This window comes from Aquiflexum balticum DSM 16537 (assembly GCF_900176595.1).
GTDB classification, from domain to species: Bacteria; Bacteroidota; Bacteroidia; order Cytophagales; family Cyclobacteriaceae; genus Aquiflexum; species Aquiflexum balticum.
This window is the reverse complement of the sequence record NZ_LT838813.1, coordinates 4,763,018-4,787,175: the sequence shown is the minus strand read 5'-3', so window position 1 is coordinate 4,787,175 and position 24,158 is coordinate 4,763,018. Positions and strand designations below refer to the sequence as shown.

20 protein-coding genes are annotated in these 24,158 nt (G+C 41.3%); 12 read left to right on the top strand and 8 right to left on the bottom strand.

Going from position 1 to position 24,158, the window contains the following annotated elements:
• Positions 1 to 238: 238 nt before the first annotated feature.
• Positions 239 to 1,108, bottom strand: coding sequence for an alpha/beta hydrolase (locus B9A52_RS20170; protein ID WP_084122256.1), 870 nt, complete (start codon positions 1,106 to 1,108; stop codon positions 239 to 241).
• Positions 1,109 to 1,516: 408 nt separating this feature from the next.
• Here B9A52_RS20170 and B9A52_RS20165 point away from each other — a divergent pair, with 408 nt between their 5' ends.
• The 3 genes from B9A52_RS20165 (at position 1,517) to B9A52_RS20155 (ending at position 3,991) form a co-directional block, all read left to right on the top strand.
• Complete coding sequence (locus tag B9A52_RS20165; RefSeq protein WP_084122254.1) at positions 1,517 to 2,473, top strand: sugar phosphate isomerase/epimerase family protein; 957 nt, start codon at positions 1,517 to 1,519, stop codon at positions 2,471 to 2,473.
• A gap of 175 nt (positions 2,474 to 2,648) precedes the next feature.
• Positions 2,649 to 3,662 (top strand): amidohydrolase family protein, encoded by a 1,014-nt coding sequence (locus B9A52_RS20160; RefSeq protein ID WP_231955334.1) that lies wholly within the window; start codon positions 2,649 to 2,651, stop codon positions 3,660 to 3,662.
• A gap of 50 nt (positions 3,663 to 3,712) precedes the next feature.
• Positions 3,713 to 3,991, top strand: a complete 279-nt coding sequence (locus B9A52_RS20155; protein WP_084122253.1) for a hypothetical protein — start codon at positions 3,713 to 3,715, stop codon at positions 3,989 to 3,991.
• 8 nt (positions 3,992 to 3,999) lie between these two features.
• On the opposite strand, the gene B9A52_RS20150 is transcribed toward B9A52_RS20155, so the two are convergent.
• Both B9A52_RS20150 and B9A52_RS20145 read right to left on the bottom strand, forming a co-directional pair.
• Positions 4,000 to 4,617: an NADPH-dependent F420 reductase gene (locus B9A52_RS20150; RefSeq protein WP_084122252.1), complete on the bottom strand. Its 618-nt coding sequence runs from the start codon at positions 4,615 to 4,617 to the stop codon at positions 4,000 to 4,002.
• Positions 4,618 to 4,910: 293 nt separating this feature from the next.
• Positions 4,911 to 5,684 (bottom strand): type 1 glutamine amidotransferase domain-containing protein, encoded by a 774-nt coding sequence (locus tag B9A52_RS20145; RefSeq protein WP_084122250.1) that lies wholly within the window; start codon positions 5,682 to 5,684, stop codon positions 4,911 to 4,913.
• 116 nt (positions 5,685 to 5,800) lie between these two features.
• Here B9A52_RS20145 and B9A52_RS20140 point away from each other — a divergent pair, with 116 nt between their 5' ends.
• Complete coding sequence (locus B9A52_RS20140) at positions 5,801 to 6,142, top strand: winged helix-turn-helix transcriptional regulator (RefSeq protein ID WP_084122248.1); 342 nt, start codon at positions 5,801 to 5,803, stop codon at positions 6,140 to 6,142.
• Between the two features lie 52 nt (positions 6,143 to 6,194).
• Positions 6,195 to 6,998, top strand: a complete 804-nt coding sequence (locus tag B9A52_RS20135) for an alpha/beta hydrolase (protein WP_197687248.1) — start codon at positions 6,195 to 6,197, stop codon at positions 6,996 to 6,998.
• Between the two features lie 167 nt (positions 6,999 to 7,165).
• Here B9A52_RS20135 and B9A52_RS20130 read toward each other — a convergent pair whose 3' ends face one another.
• Both B9A52_RS20130 and B9A52_RS20125 read right to left on the bottom strand, forming a co-directional pair.
• Positions 7,166 to 8,128, bottom strand: coding sequence for a sodium-dependent bicarbonate transport family permease (locus B9A52_RS20130; protein ID WP_084122246.1), 963 nt, complete (start codon positions 8,126 to 8,128; stop codon positions 7,166 to 7,168).
• A gap of 68 nt (positions 8,129 to 8,196) precedes the next feature.
• Positions 8,197 to 8,526 carry a hypothetical protein gene (locus B9A52_RS20125; protein ID WP_084122244.1) on the bottom strand — a complete coding sequence of 110 codons (330 nt, stop codon included), beginning with the start codon at positions 8,524 to 8,526 and terminating at the stop codon, positions 8,197 to 8,199.
• Positions 8,527 to 8,622: 96 nt separating this feature from the next.
• Between B9A52_RS20125 and B9A52_RS20120 the strand changes: the two genes are divergently transcribed.
• Positions 8,623 to 9,531, top strand: coding sequence for a LysR family transcriptional regulator (locus B9A52_RS20120; protein ID WP_084122242.1), 909 nt, complete (start codon positions 8,623 to 8,625; stop codon positions 9,529 to 9,531).
• Here the strand turns inward: B9A52_RS20120 and B9A52_RS20115 are convergent.
• The gene (locus B9A52_RS20115; RefSeq protein ID WP_084123618.1) at positions 9,528 to 12,278 is read right to left on the bottom strand and encodes an outer membrane beta-barrel protein; all 2,751 of its coding nucleotides are present in this window, start codon (positions 12,276 to 12,278) and stop codon (positions 9,528 to 9,530) included. The genes B9A52_RS20120 and B9A52_RS20115 overlap by 4 nt on opposite strands.
• Before the next feature lie 167 nt (positions 12,279 to 12,445).
• Here B9A52_RS20115 and B9A52_RS20110 point away from each other — a divergent pair, with 167 nt between their 5' ends.
• Positions 12,446 to 13,285, top strand: a complete 840-nt coding sequence (locus B9A52_RS20110) for an SDR family NAD(P)-dependent oxidoreductase (RefSeq protein ID WP_172805252.1) — start codon at positions 12,446 to 12,448, stop codon at positions 13,283 to 13,285.
• A gap of 18 nt (positions 13,286 to 13,303) precedes the next feature.
• Here B9A52_RS20110 and B9A52_RS20105 read toward each other — a convergent pair whose 3' ends face one another.
• On the bottom strand, positions 13,304 to 14,161 hold the full coding sequence (locus B9A52_RS20105) for an SDR family oxidoreductase (RefSeq protein ID WP_084122240.1): 858 nt from the start codon (positions 14,159 to 14,161) through the stop codon (positions 13,304 to 13,306).
• A gap of 104 nt (positions 14,162 to 14,265) precedes the next feature.
• Complete coding sequence (locus B9A52_RS20100; protein WP_084122238.1) at positions 14,266 to 15,060, bottom strand: hypothetical protein; 795 nt, start codon at positions 15,058 to 15,060, stop codon at positions 14,266 to 14,268.
• Positions 15,061 to 15,376: 316 nt separating this feature from the next.
• Here B9A52_RS20100 and B9A52_RS20090 point away from each other — a divergent pair, with 316 nt between their 5' ends.
• From B9A52_RS20090 to B9A52_RS20070, 5 genes are read left to right on the top strand one after another with little or no spacing between them, the layout of a single operon-like run.
• A complete protein-coding gene (locus B9A52_RS20090) occupies positions 15,377 to 16,774 on the top strand; it encodes an alpha-L-fucosidase (RefSeq protein WP_084122234.1) in 1,398 nt (465 codons plus the stop codon).
• 4 nt (positions 16,775 to 16,778) lie between these two features.
• Positions 16,779 to 17,513 carry a GDSL-type esterase/lipase family protein gene (locus B9A52_RS20085; protein ID WP_172805251.1) on the top strand — a complete coding sequence of 245 codons (735 nt, stop codon included), beginning with the start codon at positions 16,779 to 16,781 and terminating at the stop codon, positions 17,511 to 17,513.
• A 40-nt stretch (positions 17,514 to 17,553) separates the two neighbouring features.
• Entirely contained in the window at positions 17,554 to 18,975 is a 1,422-nt protein-coding gene (locus B9A52_RS20080; protein ID WP_084122230.1) for a sulfatase, read from the top strand.
• A complete protein-coding gene (locus tag B9A52_RS20075) occupies positions 18,975 to 21,296 on the top strand; it encodes a glycosyl hydrolase family 95 catalytic domain-containing protein (RefSeq protein ID WP_157370234.1) in 2,322 nt (773 codons plus the stop codon). The genes B9A52_RS20080 and B9A52_RS20075 overlap by 1 nt, the downstream gene beginning before the upstream one ends.
• The gene (locus B9A52_RS20070) at positions 21,293 to 24,022 is read left to right on the top strand and encodes a sialate O-acetylesterase (RefSeq protein ID WP_197687247.1); all 2,730 of its coding nucleotides are present in this window, start codon (positions 21,293 to 21,295) and stop codon (positions 24,020 to 24,022) included. Before B9A52_RS20075 ends, B9A52_RS20070 begins: the two co-directional genes overlap by 4 nt.
• Positions 24,023 to 24,158 lie beyond the last annotated feature (136 nt).

The following is a 24,158-nucleotide window of genomic DNA, read 5'->3' as shown; positions in this document are numbered from 1 at the left end:
TCGAGGACAGGCACGGGGCACTATACAATGGGACGGCCATACTGCTCAAGGTTACTCTAATTTACTACCATGTCATTCCTTTTTCGTATGTTTCTGAAAAAATGTTGTAAACTCGAGGTGACAAGGCAAAGTCCTTTCTATAATTGAATGTTATTTATAGTTCAAGACCATATATTCAAACATTAAAATTGGTACTTGGTAAGAGTCAATTTTCAAACAGAATCCATTCCTCAAACTCTTACTTCTGATGAAAAGTATCCGAAACAAATCCCAAAACCTCCGGCAATGATTCCCGCCAATAGGTCCAATTATGGGCGCCGTCACGGATTCTGAATTCATGAGGGATTTCCTTCTTCTTCATGGCAATATGAATCAAACTGTTTCCTTCATACAGGAAATCATCATCACCGCAATCAAAATACCACTTGACGGATTTCATCCCCTCGGCATCATTGAGTTCGATTTGTCTCAAGGCCTGATGTCTGTCATAGTAGGCTGTTAGGGTATTTGGATTTTTAACAGTGACTTTTTGGTTTTCCAATCCCTGCTTGAATTCTTCAAAAGTATTGTTTCTGACCGCAGCACTCAGTGGGCAGGCAGAAGAAAAGAGATCGGGTCTGTGCATGGCGTAGAAAAAAGAACCGCCGCCGCCCATAGAGAGTCCTGCTATGGCACGGTAACGCTTTTCGGATTTGATCCGGTATTTTTTCTCCACTTCAGGCATGAGTTCTTCAAAAAAGAAATCCTCATATCGCCACTCATTGTTGACATCATTGAAATAGCCCCGTCTTCCGGTATTGGCATCCGGCATGATGATAATCATGGCTGTAGCTTTTCCTTCCTTGATGGCTTTATCTGCAATATGCTGTACTTCCCCAAACTGTACCCAACCTGTTTGGTCGTCACCGCCACCATGTAGCAAGTAGAGAACAGGGTAGGAGCGTTCAGAACTTTCATATCCGGGCGGGAGGTAAATGGCGTATTTCCTTTCCATATTCAGGATTTTACTGTTCATGCTGAGGTTGTCGAATACTTTGCTTTCCTGAGCTACAAGGGATTGGAGGCTGAAAGTTAGAATTGCGAATAGAATAATTTTCAGTCGGTTCATGGGGTTTGGGTTTTTGATTGTTATTGCAAGTTTACAACATTTTGTATATGATCAAAGTAGAAAATGATATCAGGGTACCCGCTGGGCAGCCATCATCCTGAGGCACGAAGGATCTCCAGCGGTACAATTAGACGGTTGAATTACTGGAAAAATATTTAACCTTTTTGGTCAAAACAATCCTTTTCCTGAACCTCATGAGATGCCCCGAAAGCATCGGGGCAGGCTTTCCTACGTCAGCATGACGGCTGCTCCGATTTAGGTCATTGGTAGTAAATACTTAAAAGTTATTGATTATTGATTCAAACTGAAACAAATACTTGCCATAAGGACACAAACTGCATCCAACGGTCAATTTATCCTTTTGAACCCAATTCAAAAAACCTATATTGTCCTATTAACCCTCAAACTATGAATAGAAGAAAATTTATCCAAAATACCTCTATTGCCTCCATGGGATTGGCTTCCCTGCCGATTCTCCAATTGAATGCACAGCAGGATCCAAGCAGAAAATTTATAATCTCCCTCAATCCCGGAATCATTGGGGTGAAAGCAAACTTTTCTCAGACCCTTGACTACGCCATTCAATTTGGCTATGAGGCCATCAGTCCATTTACCCAGGAAGTGATGGAAAACTATTCAGCCGGACAACTGGATGAAATTCTGGCCAAAATGAAATCGCATGGTATCAGTTATGATTCCATCAATATTCCGGTGGAATACAGGCGGGACAAGATCCGATTCCATGATGACTTCAAAAAACTGAGAGTGTTCTGTGAGGCCATGGAAAAACAAGGTGCCACCCGTATCAACACCTGGATTTTTTCCTCACATGCTGAGCTTACCTACAATGAAAACATGAAGGAACATGCCTATCGCTTGGGTGAATGTGCCAAAGTCATGAAAGACCATGGCATCATGTTGGGTCTTGAATATTTGGGGACAAGGCCTTTGGTGGTTGGGGCACGCTATCCTTTTATCAGTACGATGAAAGAAGGCAAGGAACTGATCGGAGAAATAGGACAAAGCAATGTGGGATTTGTTCTGGACAGCTTCCATTGGTACTGCGCTGCTGATACCCTGGAAGATATCCTAAGCCTCAAACCTGAGGATATCATTGTGGTCGACATCAACGATGCCCGTGCCGGCTTCACCCGTGAAACCCAAGTAGACGGCAAGCGGGAACTCCCCATGGCCATTGGAGTAATCCCCATCAAAGAATTTATGCAGGGCATAGTGGACATCGGCTATGACGGACCCCTAAGGACAGAACCCTTTAATCAGGCACTGAATGATCTGGAAAATGAGGAGGCATTGAAAGTAAATATGGAGGCGATTAGGAAAACATTGGGTACGGTGGGGTTGTGATATTTTTGGTTTTAGGAAAGTGAAAATACCCTGTTTAGGGTATTTTTTGGTATTTTAGGATTTGGTAGTTTTGGAAAATAAAATTTTATAAACCATTGACTATTTGATGTTTATAAAATACTAAGCTTGGGTTTTATGTATAAATAAGGGAGTTAAACTTAATTATTTATAAAATATGAGTAAAGGGTTAAAAATTACAGGATTAATAATCATGGCATTGGCCGTTATAGGAGTCATGGGATATTTTTTGTTTTTCTATGAAAAACCTATTGACCAAAAGGCATTGAATGAATTTTTAAAAGGACAACCGATTATAGATGTACATATCCATGTATCCAAAGGATTCGAAGGTAATGAGGTATATGGAAAGGGCCTAAAATCCGGCCCTAAACTTGATCAGGCAAAATTGGATTGGTTTAAAAATGCCTTTGACCAAAACAACATTGTGATAGGGCTTTCTGGCGGGCCTGTACAGCATGTTTTGAATTGGATGAAGGAAGACAAAAGATTTTGGGGAGGAGTCTCGTTTCCATACAATCAGCTTAATGAAACTGACGAACCATTTATCAAGGAATTTCTAACTTATGAAGAATTATTTATTCTTTATGATTCTGCTGGTTTCAGGAGCATGGGAGAAAGCATGTATATGTATTACGGCATCCATCCGCATGATGAAAGACTGGATCCTTATTGGAAAATTGCGCAAGAATTTAATATTCCTATTGGTATACATACAGAGGGTCCCCCGCCGCCATGGTTGCGGGATGAAAAAACAGCTCATCTTACAAAGAAAGAATATGGTAATCCTGAATTACTTAGACCTATCTTGAAAAAATACCCGGACCTCAAGCTTATTTTATTCCATTTTTGTGGCATATACAGTGATGAAGCAATTCAACTGATGAAGGATTTCCCGAATGTATATTGTGATATTTCTGCAGTGAGCTATTTCATGCCCAAGATATTCTGGGAGGGTGCCGTGAAAAAGCTTTTTAAAGAGGGTTTGGGTGGAAGGCTACTATTTGGCTCCGATTACATGACAACAATAAGGGGGCATATAGAGGTAATTTATTCGATAGATTGGTTGACCGAAAAAGAAAAACGTGATATCTTTTATAATAACGCTGCTGGATTTCTTGAATTAACAACAGAAGAAATAACTCAACACTATAAATCTGTTGAAAACTAAGCATAACTTTTAGTCCACATATGAAAATCTATGAAAAGCCTGATTAAAGATTGAAAAACGAAATCATTCTATATCTTCCAAATGAACTTGCCGAACATTTTGAGTTGAGGTCAGATAAGGATAAAGAAACACTTTGGCTTACCCAAGATCAAATTGCTCAACTTTTTGGAAGAGAAAGATGTGTCATAACCAAACATTTCAAAAACATATTCAAGGAACAGGAATTAGACGAAATAGTGGTTAGGGCATTTTTTGCACATACCACTCAGCACGGAGCCATTGAGGGAAAAACCCAAACAAAGCATGTAAAATTCTATTATCTTGATTAATCATACCCCTATCTCCTCAGCAACTTAAACCCAATCTCTCTTCCCTGTCCCTGAAACATGGCCAAGTTGATCCAGAACCAGGCAAACTGCTCCATCAATTCAAATTTATCATTTCCGCCTATAGGGTAGCACTCCGCAAAACCGGCATCTTTGGCCAGTTGGATGGCGGCAGCTTTACCTTTTTCACTGTCACCTGCTACAAATAGGTCAATGGCCTTTTTCCCATAAACCGGGTTGACCATGTTGTTAAATCCGGTCGTATTGAAGCATTTGACCACATCCTTGGTTTGGGTATTTGCCAAAATGGCTTCTGAGGTCGTTTTGAACACTTGTGGTCCTCTGTTCATGATGATATTCATGGCATCTATGATGATTTTGCCCGAGGTATCCCCCAGACTTTTGGTAACTTCTACTGCCACGGGGGCAGGAGTTGCGATAAGGATTACCTCCGAATGGGCAACAGCTTCTACTACCTGATAAACTTTCGTGTTGGGATTGTCCAGCAGTTCTCTGCCTTTAAATGCTGCTATGTCCTGTACGCCCAGATTGATTTCATGTCCGGCTTTTGCCCATTTGGTAGCGAGTGCCCCACCGACATTTCCGGTTCCAATAATTGCTATTTTCATAATGTATTGTTTTTGAATAAAATTTTTAATTGTGTTACGTCCTGAATATACTTGACACTTTTTGATTGTTTTTATATTGTCCGTGCCTAAGGCACTTTAGGATCCAATTCTAATCATTAATCCCGGAAATAAATTACCGGGCTATTATTTAGGCCATGCTCGCCCGGATCAACAGTCGGAATGGACTACGGCATTTTTCTACCTTGTCCTTTATCCTTCTTACCTTCTCCTTCATCCTTGATAATTGACTTCCGACTTCGGACTTTACTGCTTACCAGAAAGGTAAGCGTTTTTCAGTTTGATAAGTCATTCAGCATTTCCACTACCATCTCCGCTGCCGCCGATCCTGAATTTTGTTGCTGACCTGTGATCAGATTACCGTCTTTGATGGCATAGGAAGCAAAAGGTGAAGCTACTTTGAAGTGTGTGCCCGAAATCTTTTTGGCTTCATTCTCTATCCTGTAAGGTTGGATTTTCATGCCAACTGCCTGATCGACAAACTCCTCCTCTGCATCAGCAAAACCCGTCCAGGTTTTTCCTTTTATCAAAAGCTCCCCATTGGATTTTTTTGCTTCCAAGAGTAGGGTAGTGGAGTGACAAACTGCCGCACTGGGCTTGCCACCTTCATAAAATGCAACAAAAAGTTTTTCCAGGTCTTTGTTGCCCCGAAATGTGTACATCGGTCCCTGACCTCCCACCAGAAAGATAGCAGCATAGTCTGTAGGATTGACTTCAGTCAGTTTTTTGGTGTTTTCCAGAATGGTATTGAACTCCGGCTTTTGCAGGTAGCCCAATGAAATCACATCATGGGCAGAATAGCCGCTTGGGCCGGTAGGATTTGAGTATCCGTCCATTTCCATTTTTCCCCCTTCAGTGGAAACCAATTCCACTTCATATCCTGCCTCCTGAAATACCCTAAGCGGGTGGGTCAGTTCAGCAGCCCAGAATCCAATCGGCCAGCCTGTTTGTTTGGATACAGCAGGGGAACTGGCAACCATCAAAATTTTACCTTTTGGCGGTGCACCGTGGAAGTGCACGTAACTTTGTTTTTCCTGTACTTGATTCATGATTGAAGTTTTTTTTGGTATGGAAACAAAGTTTGATTTTAATATTACCTTTATCAATATACTTACTAAAGTTAATGATATGCACCTTTTGGTGAGAAATGGAAAATTGATTGATTATGCCTGATTTCTTATTTAACAAAAAACTGTATTATAACCCTGTCGAGTTTGCCATGGACAGGATAGGAGGGACCTGGAAAATGCCTATACTCTGGAGGCTGAAAGATAAAGTGATGCGATATGGTGAACTCAAAAAAGACATTCCGCACATTACCCATAAGATGCTGACCAGTCAGTTGAGGGAGTTAGAAAAGGAAGGATTTATCACCAGAAAGGTATATCCTGTAGTACCGCCAAAGGTGGAATATACCATTACCAAGAGGGGGCTTAGCGCCATTCCCATCATAGATGCCATTAGGAATTATGGCCTGACTTTGATGGAAGAGTTTGGAGTAGGTTAAAATTTACCCCGACACTGGATTTGCGTTATTTTACATGAAATAATTAAAAAAAATGATGGGAAAACTTCTATACTTCTTAATAGTAATAGTAGGGATATACATGATTGTATGCGTTGCTTTTTACTACTTTCAGGAAAAATTGATTTTTTTTCCTGAAACATTGAATAAAAATCACCAATTTGATTTTAGGCAAAAATTCGAAGAGCGGAATTTTGAAACAGCGGATGGAAAATTGCTCCATGGTATTTTATTCAAGACGGATAATACAAAGGGTCTGATTTTTTATCTACATGGTAATGCAGGGTCAATAGATGGTTGGGGACAGGTAGCTGCTACTTACACCGAATTGAATTATGATATTTTTATTCTTGACTACAGAGGTTATGGAAAGAGTGAAGGAAAAATAACCAGCCAAAAACAATTGTTTGAGGACAATCAAATGATTTATGATCAACTTAAGAAGGAATACAATGAACAGGATATCATCATATTGGGCTATTCCATTGGAACCGGAATGGCCGCATACCTTGCTTCAGAAAACAATCCCAAACGATTGATTTTACAGGCACCTTTTTACAGTTTGACTGATCTTGCAGGTCAATTGTTCCCCATTCTTCCATCATTTATTATCAGGTATAAATTTGCCAATCATCAATATTTAGAAAACTGCACCATGCCCATTACCATTTTTCATGGAAATCAAGATGAAGTTATCCCTTATAAATCTTCATTGAGACTCAAAGAAGCATTAAAATCCAAGGTAGATCTGATTATCCTTGATGGGGTAGGGCATAATGGGATAACTGAAAGCGCAGCGTATAAAAGGGAATTAAAAAATATCTTAGGGACTTTCTGAAATTGTAAAACTGAATCGGTCGCAAAATGCTACCAGTTCGGAAAACTGGAAAACTCTTTGAATAATTCCACTTTAACAATAAAATTAAGGATAAATGAAAACATACATCTTTGCGCCTTTGCGACTCTGCGGGAAAGGTTGTCTAAACATCCTTAACACAGCACTAGTTACGAAACCAGATAAAAATACAAAGGCATCCCAATTGTGATATTGATGGGAAAGGTGACGGCCAAGGCCATAGGCAGGTAGAGTCCGGGGTTGGATTTGGGTACGGTCATTTTCATCGCAGCGGGCACGGCGATATAGGAGGCACTGGCGGATAGAATGGCCAGGATAAAGCGGTTGGAGATGTCATCTGTTACGGATGAACTCAACAAAGCTACCACGCATCCATTGAATAGGGGAATGACGATGGCAAATATCATCGGAAACCAGCCATAGGAGAAGAAGGATTTGAGTTTTTTACCGCTTGTGATGCCCATATCCAAAAGAAATATGGCCAGGAAGCCCTTGAAAATATCATTGGTAAAAGGCTTGATTCCCTCCGCTTGGGCATCTGATGCCAGAAAACCTATGAGCAAACTCCCCAAAATCAAAAGCACGCTGCCATTGGTAAAGGAATGTTTAATCACTTTTCGTTTTTTTACCGTTTCAGTGCCCGCATTCATTTTGTCATAGGAAGAAATTAATATCAGGCCTACTACTATAGCAGGTGCTTCCATCAGGGCCATAATGGCCACCATATGACCATGCAGTGTCAATTGCTGCATTTCCAGATAAGAAACAGCAGTCACAAAAGTAACCGCTGAAATAGAGCCATAGGCAGCTGCTACAGCACCGGAATCATAGATATTCAGTTTTTTCTTTAGGATAAAGAAAGTATACAGGGGAATGGCGAGAGAAATACCTATACCAAAGAGAATGGTCCAAACGATTTCCCACGAAAAAACTTCATGGGCCAATTCCTGACCACCTTTGAATCCTATCGCAAACAATAAATAAAGGGAAATGAATTTGGAAGAATTGGGGGGGATTTCCAGATCACTTTTTAAAAAAACAGCAATCAGGCCCAAAACAAAAAACAATAAAGCAGGATTGGTAAGATTTTCCAGCAATAAGTCAATATTCATGTCAGAGAAATAGTGTCAAAGAGACCTGCATTTGGGTCATTTTATAAAAACCATTAAACACGACAGACTTATTCTTTGATCTCAATATTTACCGTAGCTTGAATCTTGATGGTAGCACGGGAGAGATCAGCATTTTGGAAAAGATCATTGATTTTTTGGATCTGAAATTTGAGTTCAGGTAGTCGTCTGACTGAAATATCATTCAGTTTACCAAATCTTTCCAAACTGCTCAGATTTCTGGCCTGATGGTAATTGATTTTATCAGTAAATAACTGCAGCAGAATATCACGAGCATCTTCAGCAGAGAACTCACCTTTGATAAGTTCCAACTCCTGATGATCTTTTATAGAAGGGTTGCTTTCTTTAAATTCATTGAAATCTGATCTGGCCTTTATCATAATTCTTATTTTCTTTTTTGTTTTCTGGTACAAAATTGTTTTATTTGATTCATAAATTTTTATTTAACTTTATAATGTTATAGATTAAATTTATTTATGAATTATACCTTAAATCAATTACAGGTTTTCCTCAAAATCGTACAGACAGGAAGTGTGACCAAAGCTGCGGAGGAGCTTCACTTAACCCAGCCGGCTGTTTCTATCCAGTTAAAAAACTTTCAGGAACAATTTGATATACCCTTGACTGAGGTGATCGGAAGGAAGATCCATATCACCGATTTTGGGCATGAGGTGGCAGTTTCGGCCGAAAATATCATTCATCAGGTCTATGCGATCAACTACAAGACAATGGCATTTAAAGGGTTGTTGACAGGCCGTTTAAAAATTTCTGTAGTCTCCACAGGAAAGTATGTCATGCCCTATTTTTTGGCTGATTTTATGAAGGAGCATTCTGCAATTGAGCTGATGATGGATGTCACCAACAAAAGCCGGGTAATTAAAAGCCTTGAAAACAATGAGGTGGATTTTGCTTTGGTTTCGCTTTTGCCTACTTCCCTGAATTTTGAGAAACTGGATTTATTGGAAAACAATCTTTTTTTGGTGGGCAATCCCTCATCCGGTTTTGATGAAGAAGCTGTTGAGGAGGGATTATTCCGGGACCTACCTTTGATATTCAGGGAAAAGGGCTCTGGAACACGTCAAATCATGGAGAAGTTTATCGAACGGAATAAAATAACTTATGCTAAAAAAATGGAACTCACCTCCAATGAAGCCGTCAAGCAAGCAGTCATGGCGGGCCTGGGTTATTCCATTATGCCTTTGATCGGAATCAAAAATGAACTGGCAAACAAAAAACTAAAGATAATACCGATGAAAGGATTGCCCATCACTACGATGTGGAGTCTGATCTGGTTAAAGGATAAGAAGCATTTGCCTGTTCCCTTGGCATTTCTTCATCATCTGAACAAAGAAAAAGCCAAAATTGTCAAAAGGATCCTGCATTAATCAACCGAATACATCTCAGAATAATCCTTTTCATCCATGCCCTTACTGAATCTTCTCAGGTTATAAGTGAAACTCAGCATCACATATCGTTGCAATACATTGGTCTGAACGTCCTCGATAAAGGTTTCAGTAATATTTCGTCTGACATTGGCATTTTGACCGAGTAGGTCATAAACCATCAAACTGATTTCCCCCCTTTGGTTATTGAACATTTTCTTACCGATACTCATGTTGACAAGTGAAAAATTGGTATCAAAACCCTCTGAAAGTCCGGCATTGATCTGATGATTGAGATCCAAGCGGTAGATTATTCCTTCCCAAATAATCCAGTTGAAATTGACTCTGAATCTCTGCTGGAAAAAGTCGTCGTTCAGGTTGGGGTTTAAGGTATTTTTCACATCGTTGAAAGAGGATCTGGACCATATGTTGAAATCCAGCTGATCACTGATGCTGCTGTTGAGCGAGAAACCGGTACTAAGCCGGGTAGAATTGTTGAATCCGATCTGATCATTGACCTGTCCCGGTCTTTGGGTGTAACCTGCACCTGCATTGATATTGAAATTGGATTTGATAAATCCCAAAGGCAATCCATAACTCAGCCATGACCTGAATTCCTTAAAGCCGTCGAGATTGACAGGCTTGTTCAATTGGGAACCTGTTTCCAGGATAATCCCATCCTGAATTTCGGTAGGTTCGCTTGCAATCAGGGTACTGTTTGAGATGAAATTATCCACTAGCCGGGTTTGGGCAAATAAAAACCAGTTGTTTTCTGTATCAGGATTATTGCTTCTGAATCTCAACCTTAACTGATTCGTATAAGATTGGTCCAATGCAGGATTGCCGGTCCTTAACTGAAGTGGATTGGTATTGTTGATGACTGCCTGTAACTGCGAAATCTGAGGTTCGTTGGTATAGGTATCATAGTCCAACTGAATGTTGGTGTTGTCAGAAAACTTGTACTCCATTCTTACTGTCGGCAGAAAATTCTGAAAAACCCTGTTCAACTGCTCAGGGTTTGGGAATTTCTGGTTGTTATTGAGTCTGGCATCCTGATATTCCAATTCTGCTTGGATCTTGTATTTTTCGGTCAGGAACTGGTAGCCCAATTCAAACTCTTGTGTCAGGTATTTGCTTACAAATGAATTGCTTAAGGTAGTGTCCAATGCCAGGTTTCCATTATCAAAATCCCCGTCTTCCACATTGAAAATAAGTTGTTCGGAATCATTGGCCCGGTTTCCTATTTCATATTCAATTTCCATTTGTCCTTTTTGGCCAATGGGTTCGGTATAAGATACATTGGTACTCCATCTGTTGCCATATCTTTCGCGGGTTGTTCGCTGATCGAGAATTTCTTCCCTCGTTCCGGCTTCGTCATAGAAGGTATTTACCGCTTTTCTATCAGATTCATCATTGTTCCAGCCTTTTGCAAATATCGTCCTTGCAGAAATTGTTCTTCCGGGCTTATTGAATTTGTGGCTGTAAAAGAACCTGTTGAACAAATCGTAGTCCTGGTAATATCCATTCTTGATGTTTTCCACCGCATTGATCGGATTGATACCATCATCTGTCTGTCCAAAAAAACCTGAGTTTTCGGTTTCGAATCTTGCTGAAAATCTCGGTATATATAAGAATCTGTTTTTTTCATTCGGATTGTATTCCAGCCTCAGGTCAGCCTGATGCTGATTGTTTACCCGGACATCTCTGCTTGTTTCATTGTAGAATTTGTTGGATTCATCTGTTGTCACAAAATCCCTGAACCTATCTACAATACCGACATTTTTCTTTTTGGTATATAAATAACTCCCTGTGATTTTGATTTTTTCCCCCCACAAATCAGAATAATTCAATCCCAGGATATTGGTAGTGATAATCCCTTCCTGTTGGTTGCCTTCACTTTGTATATTGGGATCACTGGAATAGTTCTGGATATTGATGTTATTGCTCAGACCCGTGATCGTAATCCGTTGGTCTTCATCAAAGATATTGACACTTGTTCCCGCCAGATACCGCTCATCTGTTCCATAACCTGCTGTTGCTTTACCAAACTGTCCTTTTCTCCGATTGGGCTTGGTAATGATATTGATGGTTTTCAGGCGTTCCCCATCATCAAATCCGCTTAGTTGGGACTTTTCACTTTTTTGATCAAAAATCTCGATACTCTGAATCACTTCTGCAGGCAGGTTCTGCAGGGCTGTTCTCACATCAGTTCCGAAATAGGGTTTGCCGTCCACTAGAATCTGTGCGATGTTCTCTCCCTGTGCCTGTAAAATCCCATTTTCAGAATTGACACCCGGAAGCTTTTCCAAAAGTGTCTGGGCACTCGCATCTTTCATGGTCTTGAAAGCATCTGCATTGAACATGGTAGTATCACCTTTCTGGGTTCCTGTAGACCGCCTTGCTTCCACAATCACCTCAGAGAGGTCCGTAGCCTCCTCCTGAATATAGATATTGCCCAAATCAATGTCTGATCTGATTTCAATAGTTCTGAAAAAATTCTGAAACCCCAAATACTGGATTTTAAGGATGTAATCCCCTTCTGAGATTTTGGTAAATTCAAATTGACCGTTTCCATCGGAAACTGTGCCGATTACCTGTGAGGAATCAATAGGGGATAGCAAAATGATATTTACAAAAGGAAGAATTTCCTTTTTACCTTCTTCCAAAACATTACCTCTGATGGAATATGTTTGGGCTAAACTGTGGGTTGTGATTCCTACAAAAAAAAGAAAAAAGAATAGGTACTTCATTGGTTTGGTTTGATTAAACATAGGTAAAAGAGCTAGCCTATGAATTTCAAAGCAAATAAACAGGGCTTTGTTTACCTATCCTGAGATTATTTGCTGAATGGCTTTATTATTAAAAGAACTGTTGAAAATTTCGTTTAGTTATTTGGGATTTATGATTGTGCGGAAATTTGGATTCTTGGACTTTTGACCCAAATGGTTATTTTTATGATATGTATGGAAACGAGAATTTCACCTTGATTACAGGAGCAAGCATGGGAATAGGAAAGGCATTTGCTTTTGAATGTGCTTCCCGAGGTATGAATCTTTTGCTTATAGCCCTTCAGGAGCCCCGATTGGAGGAAACAAAAGAAGATATTTGTTCCAAATATCCTGTGGAAGTGGTTACTTATGGGGCAGATCTTACAGAACCTTCGGCTGTCACAGCACTTTTCCAATACTGTCTGCAACAAAAAATTAAAGTCAATATCCTGATCAACAACGTTGGTATGGGAGCAGGCGGTAGATTTGAAAATATTTCGCCCGACTTTTACCTTCAGATGTTGAATTTGAACAATCAGGTCATGACGATGATGACCTATTATTTTCTACCCATGTTGAAGGAAAGCTCTTCAGCTTATATTCTGAATATGAGCAGTATGGAGGCTACCTTACCATTGCCCTACAAAAGTGTTTATACAGGGACAAAGAATTTCATTTATGCTTTTTCACTCGCACTAAGGGAAGAATTGGCGAGGAGTAATGTCAAGGTTTCGGTAGTTTGCCCCGGTCCTGTACTTACTAATCCCGACGGACTGAAAAGGATCAATTCTCATGGAAAGCGCGCCAAATTGATTATGTTAATGCCAGAAGAGGTTGCCAAAATAGGGATTAAAAATTTGCTTCAAGGCAAAGGGGTGATAGTTCCGGGAAAAGTGAGTTGGACTATTGTAAAGCTGATGAAATTTTGTCCCACCTCATTGAAAATGAAAATGTTGGAACGGGTTTTCCGGGTTTACAGGGATCATTGACCTGGCGATTAGGATGGATTATTGGCCGAAATAATTTTGAATGCCACACATATCCATACTCAATTCCCAAAGTTTTATAGCATCAGATAGGTTTTCTGTTTTTTTTGAAGCTTGTTTAGGTTTGCACCTGTCCCAATATTTTCCACTGATTCCCTTAACGCCAGCCTCTGAGGCAAGATAGATGGAAGTTTCTGCGCCTTTTTTCGGAGAAACGCCACCCAATCTTCTGATTTTCCACATGAGTCCATGGAAAGAAATGGTATTCTTCAATCCTATATCCGTTTTGACCAAACCAGGCTGTACGGCACATATCGTGACGGGAAGCTTGCCTTTTCTCCTTTCAAACTCCTGGGTGAAAAGTACATTTGCCAATTTGGATTGGGCGTAAGCCCTTATCCCATGATAATTATGGGCAAGATTTACATCATTGAAATGGATATTGCCGTGATAGTGAGAATCTGAACTGACCGTTATAACCCTCGGGTCTGAGGATTTTTTAAGGGCGGGGAGTAGCAGGTGGGTCAAGAGGAAAGGGGCAAGGTGATTGATGGCCCATTGTCCTTCAATTCCTTCAGGTGTCAACTTAAAATCAGAAAACCAACTCCCGGCATTGTTGATAAGAACATCCAGATGAGTATATTTCTCTAAAATCTCGGAACAGGTTTTTCTGATTTCTTTCTGAGAGGAAAGGTCGGAAATAATAATATCCGCCTTGGCGTCGGGGTATTCCGCTTTGATTTTGGCCAAGGCCTGCTTTGCTTTTTCTTCCGAGCGGCACCAAAGAAGAACATGGGCGCCTTTTGCGCAGAGGCTCTTAGCAGTTTCAAATCCAATCCCTGAATTGGCCCCTGTAATAAGGCAGATTTTGTCCTTCATCTCAGCAATTTCTAAAATTATTGGCTTTCAGCCAAATCCAAAAAATTGGATTTTACAAAAAGTTTGGACTGAAGCATCATTGATTTTGGACACCCGTTTGGTTTTTATTTCAGCCATAATTCCAAAGTCCCTTCCTTGGTTTTGCTTTTATAAGTAGGAATAAACTTGATATTGGTTTGAATTCCCTCTCCATCCAGCAAGATTTGTAAGGAATTTGCAAAAATGGCATCGTTTTCCCAATAATACCTGATTTCATTGGATGCGAGGTTTTTCGCGCTTTCCACAAGTTCTATTCCAGGTGCCTGAATGCCTATTCCCGAAATTTTTGATCTTAAAGCATTTGCTTTGGAACGGTTGGAGTTATCGCCAATTTGAATATAAAGAATAGGTTGAACCGACTGCTTGTCCGGCAAAACGATGGGTTGGTTTTTAATCCTTTGGTTTTCCAGGAGTTGTCCGCTGATCAATTCCAATTCCCTTTCTGCCAAAACATTTTTCATTCCTAAAGTGTCTTGTTGTAATTCTGCCAACCGGATTTGGGCCAATGAATCCTGTTTTATAAATTCCCGGTATTCTTTATCTACCACTTTGTAATACGCCTCCCAACCCTCTCTCAGTTTTTCAGAAGGAGTAACCATAGAGAAATACTGAGCCAACATTCTTTTTTTGACCGGGTCATTGTTCAGAATAATCAACTCCGTAGCATATTTGTCATATTCCTTTATTTCGTTGATTCCGGCAGCCCTGTCCTTAAACCCCCATTCAATTATCATGGAAATCACCACAAGCGTGACACTTCCGATAAACCATTTGACAATTCCCACCTTGAATTTGAATTTCTCAAATTCCAGTTCTGCATTATCCTTTTTGCTCTCCTCTGATTTTGAATTATCTTCCATATTTTGGTCAATCCCGGTCTTTAAAAATTCACTTTTTCATACAAGAGGTTTTCCTTTTTACAGGCATTCCCTTGGATGTTGATAATTTACATAATTCCAATTTAGCTTACAAGTAGGATGGGCAGGCTTTTATTTTGTAATTTTCAATCTAAAATTAACTATCATTTAAAGTGGGAATCAACAAAATGGATGAATATCCAAAAACTTTGGATCTTGTATTTCTTTGTAAAAGATGAAGGGATGTTAGAGCAACTTGGACATGGATTTTGTTTCGAGATCATAGCTAAGCCGGGCATTAAAGAAAATAATTAAAGAAATGAATAAAAACTTACAGCTTACCTTTCTATTTCTAATTGGAATTCTGGGTTATGCGAATTCCCAGGATAAGGTAACTATCCCGATTCCAACCCAAGCCCAGCTAAATTGGCAAAATGCAGAACTAGTGGCGGTATTCCATTACGACCTGCATGTCTTTGACGGGGAGGCCTACAATCAGGCAAAAAACAGAATTACCCCTATTCCAGATTACAATATCTTTAACCCTACCAACTTGGATACGGATCAATGGGTAAAAGCGGCCAAGGATGCGGGATTTAAGATCGCGATTTTGACCGCTACCCATGAAACAGGTTTTGCCCTGTACCAAAGTGAGGTTAATCCCTATTCCCTGAAAGCAGTGAAATGGCAGGAAGGAAAAGGAGATATTGTCAGAGACTTTGTGAATTCCTGTCATAAATATGGAGTCCAACCTGGGATTTACATCGGGATCCGCTGGAATTCCTTTTTTGGTGTACATGATTTTATGGTTCAAGGAGATAATGAATTTGCCCAAAACCGACAGGCGCATTATAATAAAATGTGCGAGGAAATGGTTCGGGAGCTTTGTTCCAATTATGGAGATCTTGCCATTGTCTGGTTTGATGGTGGTGCACATGGTCCGGAAAAGGGCGGGCCGGATGTACTATCCGTTTTTGAAAAATATCAGCCCAACGGAATTTTCTACCACAATACCCAACGGGCTGACATCCGTTGGGGAGGAAGTGAATCCGGCACGGTCCCTTATCCGAGTTGGGGTACCTATCCTTTTCCCTATTCCCATGCAACCAATCAAGAGGTTGTTTTTAAAGACGATTTTCAACTGCTCAAGGAGGGAGATCCAAATGGTACCTATTTCATGCCGGCCATGAGTGATGCTCCATTGCGGGGATATAATGGCGGGCACGAGTGGTTTTGGGAACCTGATGATGAGAAGCATATCTTTCCATTGGAGAACCTTATGAACATTTATTACAATAGTGTCGGCCATAATTCCACACTCATTATGGGCCTTACACCGAACGCTGAAGGCTTGCTGCCCCAACCCGATGTGCAACGTTTAAGGGAATGGGGGGATGAAATAAAGAGTAGGTTTAGTTCACCTTTGGCAGAAACTTCGGGAATTGGCCAAGAGCTTACAATCAAGTTAAATAAAAAGACCATGATCAATCAGATCGCTTTACAGGAAGATATAGTAGTAGGGGAAAGGGTCAGGAAATTTGTTTTGGAGGGTAAAACCAATAATGGCTGGCAATACATTTTTGAAGGAACAGTTATAGGACACAAGTTTATCCATAAGTTTGATACATTGGAAGTGGATGCTGTCAGGGTGAAAATCTCTGAATCAAAGGGAGAACCGCAAATCAAAAATTTTAAAATTTACCATGTTGAAGATTAAAATTATGAAAAGGTTAGAGAAATACATCAGGCTCTTTGTTTTTTGTGTCTCTTTATTGACCATTGGTTTTGCCATTTCGGGTTATACTTTCGATAAAAAAATAAAAGTGGCCTGTGTCGGGGACAGCATCACTTTTGGCGCACGATTGGATGATCCTTCCAAACATTCTTATCCGGCCCAATTGCAGTTGCTTTTGGGAGAAAATTATGCTGTTGAAAATTTTGGCATTGGGAGTTTAACCCTGCTTAGAAAAGGAATACCGACGGTTTGGAATGAATTACCGAAAATAAAGGCAGTAAATCCGGATATTATCATCATCAGTCTAGGCACGAATGATACCTGCGGGTTGGGTTCTTGCGGTGACAGAAAATGCTGGGAGTACAAGGATGAATTTGAAAAGGATTACATTGACCTTATCGACGAATTATCAGCATTGCCATCAAACCCCCAAATCTTTATAGCTGCACCGACACCCATGGTTTTGGAAACCCCTGGTCTCAATAGCGAAAGAATAGCCGGACTGACTGTCCGCAAACCGAGACTTCAAGAACTTATTGGTATGATAAAAATGGTTGCAAAGGAGAAGAATGTGCATTTTATTGATCTTAATGAGCCTTTGGATCATAGGCCGGAGCTGTTTACTGAAAGTGATGGGGTACACCCAAATAAAGAAGGCTATAGAGCCATTGCAGTATTGGTATGGAAGAAACTAAAAGACCAAATTGATCATCTAAAGTAACATGGTTTCACACTTGCTCCGATTCATTTTCCTTTTGTCGATGCTCCCAGAAGTAATCCATGCTCAGACCAAAGGAGATGGGCGTCCAAACATCCTGTTTATTCTCGTAGATGATTTGGGATATCATGATCTTGGTTACACTGGAAGCATTTTTTATGAAACCCCCAATATTGATAGACTGGCTTCAGAAGGAATGACCTTTACCAATGCTTATGCTGCCAGCCCCATTTGTTCTCCCTCTAGGGCGGCCATAATGACCGGAAAATACCCTGCCAGATTGAACCTAACGGACTACATACCCGGAAACCGCCACTATGGCCCACATTCAGACCAAAAACTGGCTTCTCACCCCTTTAAGCTATTTTTGGATCCAAATGAAACAACGATAGCAGAAGCATTGAGATCTGCAGGGTACAGCACTTTTTTTGCAGGAAAATGGCATTTGGGTGAAAATGAGAAGGATCATCCCGAAAATCATGGGTTTGAGATTAACGTAGGCGGGAATCATACCGGACATCCCGAAGGCGGGTATTTTTCACCCTATAATAATCCCCAATTAACTGACGGGCCGGAAGGAGAGTATCTTACTGATCGACTTACGGATGAAACCATAAAGTATATGGTACAGAAAAGAGCGCAACCGTTTTTTGCCTTTCTCTCTTTTTATACTGTTCATTTGCCCCTGCAAGGAAAGGCAGAAAAGATTGAAAAATACCAGAAAAAGCTTAACCAAATACGACTTGATGGTGAGGGATTTAGCCAACAAGACCAGACTTACATAAAATACCACCAAGACAATCCGCAGTATGCAGCCATGGTGGAAAGTTTGGATGAAAATATTGGTCGGCTTATGGGATTTCTTTCCCAAACCGGGCTTGAACGGAACACCTTGGTTATTTTCACATCTGATAACGGGGGAATGGCCACCAGCAATCTGGCCGCTCAGATACCCACTTCCAATGCACCCCTCAGAACGGGTAAAGGTTATTTGCATGAAGGGGGTATCTGTGTTCCGCTGATATTCCGTTTGCCCGGAACCATCAAGGTGGGAAGCACGAGTGAAGTCCCGGTAATAGGAACCGATTTTTATCCCACTTTTCTAGCTATGGCAGGTTTAGAGACATTGCCAGAACAGCACCGCGACGGGATCAGCCTGCAACCCTTGTTGACTGGAAAAAGTATGGATGAGAGACCTTTGTTTTGGTATTATCCCCATTACAGTGGTGGACTTGGAGGCCGACCTTCCGCTGCGATCAGAGATGGAGACTTTAAGCTTATCTACTCCTTTGAAACGAATAGTGGAGAATTATTCAATGTAAAAAGGGATAAGGAAGAAGTTTCCGACCTAAGCCTGAAATTGCCAAAGAAAAAAAATCAATTGAACAAAAAATTACAAAACTGGATCGGGGAAATGGATGTACAATTGCCATATCCAAACCCATCCTATCAACCCGAAAAGTAATGGAATTCAACAAACTACTTCGCTTTAGTCTTTCATCCGCCCTATTCTTTTTGCTTTTTATGTTCGGCTGTCAAGAAAAGCCGCAAGAGCAACTCCCACTATATTATATGGAGCGTTCCTTCCCTGAATTGGCCCAGAGTTGGGATGAAGGTATTCCCTTAGGAAATGCCACACTGGGTGCACTTGTATGGCAAAAGGAAGGAAAATTGAGGTTTTCACTTGATCGGGCTGATCTTTGGGATTTGAGACAAATGGAAAACCTTGACTTTGAAAAATATGATTTCAATTGGGTGGTAAAACAATGGGAAGGGAAGCAATACGGTGATGTTCAACGACAGTTTGATGTTCCCTATGACACCCTAGCAGGACCTTCCAAAATTCCAGGTGCCGCTCTTGAGTTTGATATTTCCGGATTGGGGGAAGTGGAATCGGTTAAATTGGATCTCCAAAAAGCTGTCTGCGTCATCCATTGGAAAAACGGAACCATTTTACGGACCTTCGTGCATGCCACAGAACCTATAGGTTGGTATCGTTTTGAAAATCTAAATACGGACCTGTTACCTAAAGTTGTTCCACCTCCTTACGTAGGCGCTGGTTCCACAGAAGCGCTGAATCCGGTCAGCGGACAGGACCTGCGGAGACTAGGCTATTCTGCGGGAAAAATAGCAGAAAATGAAAATTCAATTACCTATGATCAAGAAGGATGGGATGGGTTTCAATTTCAGGTGAATACCAGGTGGAAGAAAACCGGAGATCAATTAGAAGGAAGTTGGAGTATCAGTTCTAAAAGGAATAGTCAGGACACCTCTATTTTAGCTTCAGAAGTCACGGATAAGGCATTTTGGAAAGGAATTGAGGAGTACGAAAAAGATCATTTTACCTGGTGGAACAACTTCTGGAATGCTTCGGCCATTACCCTTCCGGATACACTTTTGCAGCAACAATATTATATGGATATGTACAAACTTGGTGCTGCTGCAAGACAAGGGGCACCGCCAATTTCTCTCCAAAGTGTCTGGACAGCGGACAACGGCAAGTTGCCACCTTGGAAAGGTGATTTCCACCATGACCTCAATACCCAATTGAGTTATTGGCCTACTTATGCTGGTAACCACTTGGAACTTGAGCAAGGCTTTCTTGATTGGCTCAATCAACATAAACATACCTTTGAAAAGTACACCAGGGAATATTTTGGTACAAATGGATTGAACGTTCCCGGGGTGACCACTTTGGAGGGGGATCCCATGGGAGGCTGGATACAATATGCATTTGGACCTACCGTAAGTGCCTGGTTGGGACATCATTTCTACCTGCACTGGAAATATTCCATGGATAGGGAATTCCTCAAAAACGATGCTTACCCATGGATCAAAGGCGTCGCAGTTTTTTTAAAGGAACTCTCCATGCTGGATAAAGATGGAAAAAGAAAACTTCCCTTGTCTTCCAGTCCTGAAATCCATGATAACAGTGCCAAGGCATGGTTTGACCAGATGACCAATTATGACCTTGCCTTAATACGGTGGACGTATACTGCCGCCGCAGAGCTGGCATTGGAACTCGGATACCTAGATGAAGCGGAAGAATGGAATTCCTTGCTGGCCGAATGGCCCAATTATGCCATTGATGGTTCGGGGCTTATGGTGGCTCCGGGCGAACAGTTGGAAGACTCACACCGGCACTTTTCCCAGGTCATGGCGATTCATCCCCTAGGTTTGATAGATGCGGCCAATGGGGAAGAAGACCTGGAAATAATCAACAATACCATTGCCCATTTAGATAAAATAGGGTCTTCAAAATGGACGGGTTATTCCTTTGCCTGGTTAGGAAATCTCAAGGCAAGGGCGAGAGATGGAAAGGGTGCGGCTAAGGCTTTGGAGGATTTTGCTTCATCTTTTGTATTGCCAAACAGTTTCCATGTAAACGGTGACCAATCAGGAACCGGTAAGTCCGACTTTACTTACCGACCCTTTACACTGGAAGGTAATTTTGCTTTTGCGGCAGGTGTTCAGGAGATGTTAATTCAAAGCCATTCCGGTGTGGTAAAATTGTTCCCTGCTATTCCTGATGACTGGCAAGATGTTTCTTTTACAACCCTGCGCACACAAGGTGCATTCCTGGTTTCTGCAAATATGGGAAATGGGAAAGTCGATAAAGTGGAGGTTATCTCTCAAAAAGGCGGGAGATTAATATTGGAAAATCCCTTTGGGCAGGTTGAATTTTCTTGCGATAAAGCATTTGAAAGGGATGGTCAGTATATTATACTTGATCTGATTGAGGGAGAAAAAGTAGTTTTTAACAGTTTAAATAGGTCATCTTTATGAAGCATTTCACCCTTCTAATCTGCAAATTTCTACTTCCATTCTTACTTCTGCCATTGGATTTACGCTCCCAGCAAAAATTGGATCTTTTTATTTTGGCCGGACAATCTAATGCCCAAGGCTGGATGGGAGATGCTGCTTACTATCCTGAAGACCCTATGGGCCTGGATAAGTCAATTCTTTTGAATTGGACTTTTGTAGACAACGAAAGTTCAGGTGGAAATTGGGTCACCATGCAAGCCCAAACCGGAAGGTTTCCCAATGGGCATTTTGGGCCTGAGGTGAGTTTTGGGCGTGAGCTTAAAATAGCTGGGTATAACCCTGCAATCTTTAAGTACACTAAGGGTGCAACCGGCCTTGCGCGTGACTGGAAACTTCCCGGGGAAGGGGGAATTTATGATCAAATGATTATTGATTTGAAGTCAGCTATAAAAAAACTTAAGAAAGAAGGTTTTATAGTCAATTTGAGGGGGTTTATTTGGATTCAGGGTGAATCCGATGCCGGTGAAGAAAAAACCGCTCAGGATTATTATTCCAATCTGAAGCAAATGATTGATGATTTGCGGCTGAACGTAATGAATGAACCCAATCTGAAGATTATTCTGGGAGTGGATGAACAGCACCATTTTGTGAAAGAACGTCCCGTGGTGGTAGAAGCCCAGAAAAAATTAGCCTCAGAGGATGCAAATATTATATATACCAGTATGCTCGGACTTCCGAAAGCCGATGCAACTCATCTCACTCCCGAAGGTTTGGTTGCACATGGGATACGTATTTTTGAGGCTTATGCATCCAAATTCCCTGATACTACCAATTCAGTTAAATCAATCTCCAAAACTTTTCTGACGGGAAAAATAGATTGGAAAGGCTTTACGCGGTATACCATTGATTTTGAAGGCAGGGCCTCACATATTACGCTACCTGAAAAGCCCCTGAACGGTAATCCTTGGGTTTGGCGGGCACGATTTCCGGGATGGCATGCGGAGATGGACAGTTTGCTACTTTCCGAAGGATTTCATATCGCCTATGTCAACACAGATAATATGTATGGCAGTCCTGCTGCTGTTGCGGTTTGGGACCGCTTTTACAACTACCTCACAACCGAATGGAAGCTCAATCCTAAAGTTGCGCTGGAAGGGGTAAGTCGCGGGGGCTTATTCATTTACAACTGGGCCAAGCGCAACCCGGAAAAGGTAAATTGCATTTATGCAGAAGCTCCCGTATGTGATTTTAAAAGCTGGCCGGGCGGGTTTGGAGGAGGAAAAGGGAGCGAAGCTGATTGGGAAAGGCTGAAAACAGCATATGGCTTTTCTTCGGACGAAGAAGCCCTGGCATATAGGGATAACCCGATTGATAATCTCGAAGCACTGGCAATGGCAAAAGTGCCTGTGCGGCACATGATTGGATTGAACGATGAGGTGGTTCCACCGGATGAAAATACCTATATACTTATTGACCGATATATAAAACTCGGTGGCCCTGCAACGGTAATTCCATGCACACAGGGAAAGCAGGAATTATATGGGCACCATTTTCCTATTGAAACACCCCGACAAGGTGCTGATTTTATCAAGTATCATACGGCATTACCCGAGCAACTTCTCCATTCTGAAAACTATCACCATCAGCGAAATGGAATCCGAAACAGTCTTTTGAAGTTTCAGCAGGAGAAAAAAGGACGGGTTGCTTTTCTCGGTGGTTCCATTACCTATAATGGTGGCTGGCGGGACAGTGTTTCCAATTACCTTCAAGAACGATTTCCGGATACTGAATTCGAATTTATTGAAGCAGGCATTCCTTCCATGGGGTCAACTCCGGCTGCTTTTAGACTTGAACGTGATGTGCTCGCCGGTGGTCCTGTGGATTTGCTGTTTGAGGAAGCTGCCGTAAACGATGCAACAAACGGAAGAAGCAGTCAGGAACAAGTCCGGGCAATGGAAGGCATAGTCCGGCATATTCGCCGAAGTAATCCTGCGGCAGATATTGTCATCATGCATTTTGTGGATCCTGAAAAAATGGAGGATTACCGCTCAGGAAAGATACCTGAAGTCATTCAAAATCACGAAAAAGTAGCTGCTCATTACCAAGTCGGAACCATAAATTTGGCGAAAGAAGTGACCGAACGTATCGATGCAGGTGAATTTTCCTGGGAGGATGATTTTAAAGATCTCCATCCCTCGCCTTTTGGGCAGGGGGTATATTTTCGCTCTATAAAAACATTTCTGGAGAATGCCTGGTCAGAAACAGTAGCGGAAGATAAGAAAATTGAGCGCTACGTTTTGCCCGAACCGATTGATCCTGCAAATTATGATAATGGTGTATTGGTTGAAGCTAAAAAAGCCCGAGTATTATCTGGCTGGCAGATGGTTGAAAACTGGAAGCCTGGGGATGGAAAGGGAACACGTCCCAATTATGTGCATGTTCCCATGCTTGTTGGCCAAGATGAGGGCGACTTACTGGAATTTGCTTTTAAAGGAAATGCGGTTGGCATAGCTGTGGCTGCCGGACCTGATGCAGGTATAATCGAATATAAAATCGATAACCATGACTGGCAAAAGCAGGATCTTTTCACCTTTTGGAGTGCTGGCCTGCACCTTCCCTGGTATTATACCTTGGCGGCAGGATTGGAATCAGGTGAACATGTGTTGCAAATTCGAATAGCAGCAGAAAAGAACCCGAAAAGTAGCGGAAATGCCTGCCGGATAAGGTATTTTTTTGTCAATAAATAAATACCAAAAAAGAAATAAAAAGTAAAATACTCTATTTCCCTTCTTTTTTACCCTTACTGCCTTTGTGAAAAATAAAAATCCGAGCAATCATTTTCCCCTAATTTCTGTTTAAGGAAGATGATGATTTTTTCTAAAC